Raw genomic sequence first — 6,577 nt, forward strand, 5'->3', positions numbered from 1 at the left:
GGGACGCCACGATCGGCACGCAAGACGCGATGCACGGGTACGCGACGCCGCCGTGGTCGGCGCTTCGACACACGGTGGCGGGTCGCGGAGCGAGTGAGGGGCCGGTCCGCCGAGGGGACGGTGAGGTCTCCTCAGGCGACCGTGGTGGTGCGCTGATTCAGAAGCTGAGGGGGCGATTCTGCTGGAGCGCGATAGCGAGGGAGGCAGCCGCCTTCAGGTCGCCCTTCTCCATCTTCGTGAATTCACTGCGGCGATCTTCAATCCGGAAGTCGCCGGCGCGGAAGACGAAACCTTGCTCGGTCAACTTCGCGTTGCCGAGGCAGAACAGCAGCTTCAGGTCCTCGTTGTAGTCGTGGATCGACTGGTCGGTCGTCTTGTCGAACAGGTCGACGGAGCCAGAGATGACGGTGGTCTTGCCGTCCTCCCAGGTGATGGTCGCCCGGGTGGTGGTGCCCCTGGGGTTATGCTTGATGTTGAGCTCCGGGACCACGTTGTAGAACTCCCCCCCCAAGGTTCAGCTCGAGAGCTATGGCCCTGAGATGGTCGAAGTTCAAGGCGAACTTCCGGGAGAAATCGACGACCTCGGCGACCTGGTCGTCTGTGATCGCGGCGACCTGGTCGTGCAGGTAGGCGGCGACCGTCTCGGGCTCGGGGTAGGTGAACTCCATGTGGTAGTGCAAGCGGCCGGGCCGGTTGAGCAGGAATTCGTTGACCTTGCTCAAGTCGTTGACCGACAGGAGGTACAGCCGCTTGGCCGTGCTCAGTCCGTCGAAGAGCGACAGGAACTGGGTCTGTGAGTCCTCATCGTCGTCCTTAGCGAACACTTTTTCGAACTCGTCGAAGATGACCGCGACCTCACCCAGTTCGTCCAGAAAGGACGCCAGTCCCGGAGTGGCGTACTGGACGAGGACCGTCGGCAGCCCGAGTTGCTCGCGGAGCCGCGCGGCGAGCATGCGGAGCATGAGCGACTTTCCCATTCCTTTGTCGCCGGAGAGGATCGCGCCCAGGGACCGGTCCATCTTCTGGTAGCGGTCCACGATGAGGTCCACCCGCTCGGCGTGAGAACCGTAGATCTTCTCCTCGCCGGGGGAGAGGGGAACGACTTCGTGGACGCTGTAGCCGCCGGACAATGGGTTGAAATCGATGGCGTAGGTCGCCACGGGCAAATGGTCGTGGGTGCGCACGGAGGCGCCGTAGAAGCGGAACTGGCCGTTGGACTCGACGATGGTGGAGGCAGGCATGGACGCTCGCTTTCACGGGTCTGCGTGGGGTGGATTGCGCAACTGCGGGACCACCGGCGAACCCGGGGCTTGCCTCGCCTAAGCCGATAGTCGCCGGGCGGTTCGGCCGGGGGCCGGTGGTCTGCGTGCCGGACATCAGGCCGTGGCCGGGGGCGCATCCGAGGTTCGGCCCGCGCTTTTCGGGCCAGAACCTCGGATGCGCCCCCGGCTGAGGTCTGATCGGCTTCGCGCAGATCACCGGCCCCCGGCGGACGACGCCAGGGCTTCCCATCCCCAGAACCCGCTCCTGGCAGGTGTTTGGGAGGCCGAAAGTCCAGCGGCCTCCCAGGATCTGCGTGATCGTGCCCGGAAGGTCAGCTGTGCCCGGCGCGCGGGCCGGGTAGGCGCACACGAATAGGAAGAAGTCGGGAGCCCTGGTAAGTGCCTTGGACGGTCCTGTGTCTTGGCGCTGGATGGCCTACGGCGACGGCGCCGCGCTGAATGGTCTCGACGGAAGCCAGAGAACTGTGAATCGTCCCGCCGGCCGGGTGGCGGGTTAGGTGCCCGTCCTCCCGGCTCCGGCGGGTCCGGTGGCGAAGCGAACCTGGACGTTGTCGCCGTCGACGGCTGTGGACTCGTCGAAGGTGCCGGTGCGCAGGTCGATCGCGATGGTGGTGCTCTCTCCCTGGGCGCCGTAGAGGACGTACATCCCGTCGTGGACGTCGTCGCCGAAGTCGATCTCTTCGGTGGTGGCGTCACTGAAGAGGACTTCGCCGACGCGATGCACGTAGTAGCCCTGGTCGGTGTTCTCGGTGACGAACACGACCCCGATCGCGGGCTGGCCGGGGGCGTCCTCGTCGAGGATTCTCCGAATGTGGTGCAGAACGCTGGCGCGGTGACGTCCTTCGCTGAACGCGGTCAGGGCGGCGGTGAGTCGTTCGCGGGCGTGCTCGTCGAGCGCGGCGATGCTGTCGCTCGTGGTCTCCTCAGTGCTCAGGTCGACTGTGCCTCCACTGCCGGTGGGTACGTGGCTGTCCGGGGAGTGTGCCTGGTAGTACTCCGGGACTCGGCTGGCGATGCCGTTGTCACGTTGCGGTTCCCAGTCCAGGAGGTCCAGGGAAGAACCGGTGCCGAGTACGGTGACCTCCCCGGCGGCAAGCTTCTCGCGGGCCCGCGTTTCGAGGGCGTTGCGGAGCGGGCCAAGGTCGTTGGCGTCGTGTGCGATGTCGAGATCGCTGTGGGGGACGTTGACGTGATACAGGGTGGTCGTCTCGCGTTCGAACAGGACGGTCCAGTGGGTGCCGGCGGGCACGGGACTGAAGGTGATCTTCACGGTGCTGTCCTTTCGAGCACTGGCACAGGGGACCATGGCGGGCGTTAGTGGTGCCATCGCTCGGGTGGCGTGACTCCGGCACACATCGCGATATCGAGCGCCCGCCACGCTTTCGCGAAACCGGTGGCGAGCTTGGCGGGGTCTTCCGCACTGGAGGTGGCGTCGTCGGCCAGCCAGCGGAGCTTCCGCAGCGCCTCGTCGGGTGTCATCGTGAGATCGGTGGCGTTGAGGCGTTCGTAGATGGTCTGGGCGGGAGTGCTGTCGCCGTCGAACTTGCTGGTGCGCAGGTCGACCGCGACGGTGAAGTCCTTGTCCTGGAAGCCGTAGAGGGCGTGTAGCGCGTCGGCGGTCTCGTCTCCGAAGTCGGTCGGGTCGATGGTGCCGTTGTCGAACAGGACTTCGGCTTCGCGGTGGATGCGGTAGCCCTCGTCGTTCGGGTTGTAGGTGGAGAACAGGACGCCGATCGCGCTGTCGTTCTCGATGTCGAGGTGGTCGTACATCTCGATATTCGCGCCGATGATCTCGCGCAGTGTGGTCAGGACCAGGGCCCGGTTGTTGTCATTGGCGACGGTAGCGAGAGCGATCGCGATCCGGTCGCGGGTGGAATCGTCGAGGCCGGCGAGCGCGGCGACCGCGGTCTCGTCGGTGCCGAACACGGCACCGAGACCGGGCGCCGTTTCCACATCGATCTCGAACTCGTGGGTGTCGAAGATGACGCGGTCGGTGTGCCTGCGGTGTTCGCGGTAGGCGTCGATCACCTCGTCACGGGTCAAGCTGAAGAGGGGGCGCTGCGCGCCTGTGCACCAGTCGATCGCGCATTGGGCGCCGTCCGGGCAGTGGATCGCGTCCCACTCGAGGGCGATTCGTGCGTACAGGGCGCCGCGGGCGGCGTCCTCGTCGGCATGGATGGTGATGCTGCGGTCGTTGGGGCGCTCGTGGAACAAGGTGGAGACGGTGAACCTCACGGGCGTGACTCCTCGGGAATCGGGGGACGGGAATGGGTGGGTGGCGCTGGCAGCCCGTGTCCCAGCCGTCAGCGCGACGCGGCTATCCATGCCCCGGCCCGCCCTCGCCGTCGCGGTCGGCGCCGAGGCCGGGCAGGTGGATGATCTCCGCGTCGTTCGGGACCACGCGCAGCGGCACCGGCATAGAGAGCAGGACCGGGGTGGGCGGGTCGAACGCGCCTGGGATCTCGTGCCAGCCGGTGACGGTGAGCGGGTCGCTGTCCTCGCGGGGGCTGGTGGTGGGGCGAATGCCGATGGCGCCGGTGCGCAGGTCGATCCGCACAGCGGGTTCTCCCTGCACGCTCAGGATCACGACTCCGTGTTCGGTGGTGGGCACCGGGCCGGTGGTGACGGGGCTGGCGACGCTGATATGCCACGTCAGTGGCCCCTCCGGGAGCCTCGGCGGGCGGCCCCAGTTTTTCTTGCGGGTGTTCCAGCAGTTCTCGTGCAGGTAGTCCGGGTCGGCGTTTATCCCGAGGGTCTTCACGGCCGTGATCCGCTTGTTCCCTGGCCCGAACGCCTCGCCGCAGTCCCAGCAGTGGGCCATGTGAGTCAGGTCGTCGTAGTCGAGGATCTCGACTACGTAGACGCCGTCGTAGACCTCCGACAGCGCACCCTCGGGCGCCTCGGCACCACCGGTGGGATAAAGGACAGGCGGGACTCGCAGCAGCGCTTCCTCGGGCACGTAGCCGTAGACGAACGTGGCGAGGCGCTTGTCCTGCCGGAGGGTGTGCTCGGCCAGCCGGACACCGGGCCACCTCATCGCCCGGGCCGTGGCGGCGGCGTGGCGGTGCGCGACCTGGTCGAATTGGGAGTGCGCGTGTCCGGCGACATGAACGATGATCACCCGCCCGAGGATGGGGTGCTGGGCGATGACGCTGTCGGCCACGTAGGCGGCGCGCCCCGGTTCCGGCATGGCCGTGACCGGGTCGAACGTGGTGGTGTCCATTCTGGAGACTCCACTTCTGTCGTGGTGACGGAAATTTGGTGTTGCGCAGGCCGGGCCGCGTGTCCTGTCTGGACGGCGGGTGGCTACCTGTTCGGCTGGCGGTACCGGGCGTGGGACGCGATGGGCTCTACTTGGTCTTGCTCGCCGCGGTGCCGGTCTTGGCCGCGGTGGCGGTCTTGGTGGTCGGGAGCGGCTGCTTGACCGTGCTGAGCGCGGTGCGTCCAGCGGGCGGCGTCGTGGGCCTGGCGGGCCGGGTGATCGTGACCCGCTTGCGGTCGGCATCGGGTTCCTGCCAGTACTCGCCCGTGCGTAGCGGCCCGTCCGGACACGGCTGGCCCTCGGTGTGGTCGGCCGCCTGCTCGGGGCTCAACCACACCTCCTTCTCGTGCTGCTCGTCGGCCGGGTCCTCGCAGGTGACGTAGAAACGGCCGTTGTCGACGAGCAGGTCGTCGGTCAGCCACGGACGCGAGCCGCCGCACCCGGCGACGAGGATTGCCGTGGCCGCGATGGCGAGGACAGCGGGCGCGGTGCGGCTCGGAATGGTGACCCTGCAGGAATTAGTGTCCATTGTGGATCGGCGTCCTTCTCGTGCTGTGGACTGGATAGGGGTTACTGGGCTGTGTTCGGTGATCGAGTTGCCGAGCCTCACCGGGCCAGGTTGGGTCGAGAGGCTGCCGGTCCGCGTACCGGACGACGGTCGTCGATGTGACCGAAAAGGACGTCGACCGTCGGTTTTCGCGCAGGTCGACAGTCCTTTCAGCAACGCATCGGTTTCTCTCTCGGAGGGGGATCGCGGCGACCGGTGACTCAGGTCTCGGGGGCGAGTTGTGCGGCTGGGCCGTAGCGGCAGGCGACCTCGACGGCGTCATGCAGTCCGCGGCAGGTGATCTCGCCCAGGCGGCGATCGGGCATCGCGAGTTTGCGGCGGGCGAGGGCCTCGTGGTCGTCGATGAGGGACTTCTCCAACGCTTCGTGGTGTCGTCCGGCGTCGGCGAACTCCTCGAGTTCGGGGAGGCCGGCACGCTGCCACATCCGCAGGTACAAGCCGGTGGCGGCGGAGGTGAGCGGGGACAGCAGACTGGTGTTGCGCATGGCGCAACAGACCTCGGCCGCGGTGCCGGGCCGGGTATCCGCGCCGGCGGCGACGCGATCGAGGATCTCGGGGCAGTGCGCCCGGTAGACGATCTCGAATCCCATGCATTCCAGCGAGAGATTCGGTGTCAGCAAAGAAGAGCTGTGATGGAGCAGGTCTTTGTGCTGCGGGTGGCGGCTGCGCGCTTTGGAGATCTCATCCTCGGCGAGGTCGATGAGGTCGAAAGCCTCCGCGATAGCCTCAAAAAGGTTGGTGAAGTGGTTGTCACTCTCGCCGACTACGGCGTCGACGGCGGTGCCCAGTTTGCTGAGCGAGTGGCGGCTGGTGTCCAGTTCGGCGGCCAAGCGGGGAACAGGGTCGATGGATGTCATCACAGGTCCTCGGGTTCGGAAGTGGTGGTCCCGCCACCTGGTCTGGCCTGCACCGTGTTCTCCGGGCGGCGGGGTGCGCTCGCCTGGCGCCGGGCCCGGTGGTGGGGTCAAGCCCGCTTTTGGCTTGACCCCACCACCGAGCCCGGCGCAAAGTGCCGCTCCCCGTCGCCCGGGATCCGGTGTCGGGCGCTCCCTCGGCTACGGGGCCCTGATTCGCCGGGTTAACCCAGGGTTAACCCAGGAGCCCGGCCTGGTCGTCGTGCTCGTCGCGGTGCAGCCATGCCGTGAGCAAGGAACCGAGGGGATAGGCGATCGCCCGGTCGATTTGGGCGAGCGGCGCCACGGTGCGGCGCTCGCGTTCGTGATGAACCCACGCGGTGAGCACGCCGGACAAGGCGACGGCCAGCGCGCGGGTGGGTGCCCCGGGGGGTGGGTGCCCCGGGGGGGAGCAATGCCACTTACTTAGCTGGCCGCTGGCTCTGGCTGTGTTGGTGTTGTTGCTGATTGTAACAGGGCGTGGGGTAGCGTTCCGTTGTGGGTGTGACGCGCGATTTGCGGGCGATGGTTAGTGATCACGAGCGTTTGACGGACGCCATTGGCATTGGTG

The 6,577-nt window shown here is 67.2% G+C and carries 8 protein-coding genes; all 8 read right to left on the bottom strand.

Going from position 1 to position 6,577, the window contains the following annotated elements:
- Positions 1-157 precede the first annotated feature (157 nt).
- The 8 genes from ACZ3HL_RS43460 to ACZ3HL_RS43495 all read right to left on the bottom strand — a co-directional run bounded on the left by ACZ3HL_RS43460 (position 158) and on the right by ACZ3HL_RS43495 (position 6,355).
- Entirely contained in the window at positions 158-490 is a 333-nt protein-coding gene (locus ACZ3HL_RS43460) for a hypothetical protein (protein WP_465537744.1), read from the bottom strand.
- Positions 462-1,241 carry an AAA family ATPase gene (locus tag ACZ3HL_RS43465; protein WP_465537746.1) on the bottom strand — a complete coding sequence of 260 codons (780 nt, stop codon included), beginning with the start codon at positions 1,239-1,241 and terminating at the stop codon, positions 462-464. Before ACZ3HL_RS43465 ends, ACZ3HL_RS43460 begins: the two co-directional genes overlap by 29 nt.
- A 535-nt stretch (positions 1,242-1,776) precedes the next feature.
- A complete protein-coding gene (locus tag ACZ3HL_RS43470) occupies positions 1,777-2,553 on the bottom strand; it encodes a hypothetical protein (protein WP_465537748.1) in 777 nt (258 codons plus the stop codon).
- 44 nt (positions 2,554-2,597) lie between these two features.
- Complete coding sequence (locus ACZ3HL_RS43475) at positions 2,598-3,518, bottom strand: hypothetical protein (RefSeq protein ID WP_465537750.1); 921 nt, start codon at positions 3,516-3,518, stop codon at positions 2,598-2,600.
- 82 nt (positions 3,519-3,600) lie between these two features.
- A complete protein-coding gene (locus ACZ3HL_RS43480; protein ID WP_465537752.1) occupies positions 3,601-4,506 on the bottom strand; it encodes a hypothetical protein in 906 nt (301 codons plus the stop codon).
- Between the two features lie 127 nt (positions 4,507-4,633).
- Entirely contained in the window at positions 4,634-5,074 is a 441-nt protein-coding gene (locus tag ACZ3HL_RS43485; RefSeq protein WP_465537753.1) for a hypothetical protein, read from the bottom strand.
- A 239-nt stretch (positions 5,075-5,313) separates the two neighbouring features.
- Positions 5,314-5,970 (bottom strand): hypothetical protein, encoded by a 657-nt coding sequence (locus ACZ3HL_RS43490; RefSeq protein WP_465537755.1) that lies wholly within the window; start codon positions 5,968-5,970, stop codon positions 5,314-5,316.
- 232 nt (positions 5,971-6,202) lie between these two features.
- Entirely contained in the window at positions 6,203-6,355 is a 153-nt protein-coding gene (locus tag ACZ3HL_RS43495; RefSeq protein WP_465537756.1) for a hypothetical protein, read from the bottom strand.
- Positions 6,356-6,577 lie beyond the last annotated feature (222 nt).

The sequence above is a fragment of the Amycolatopsis sp. NPDC000009 genome, assembly GCF_055563465.1.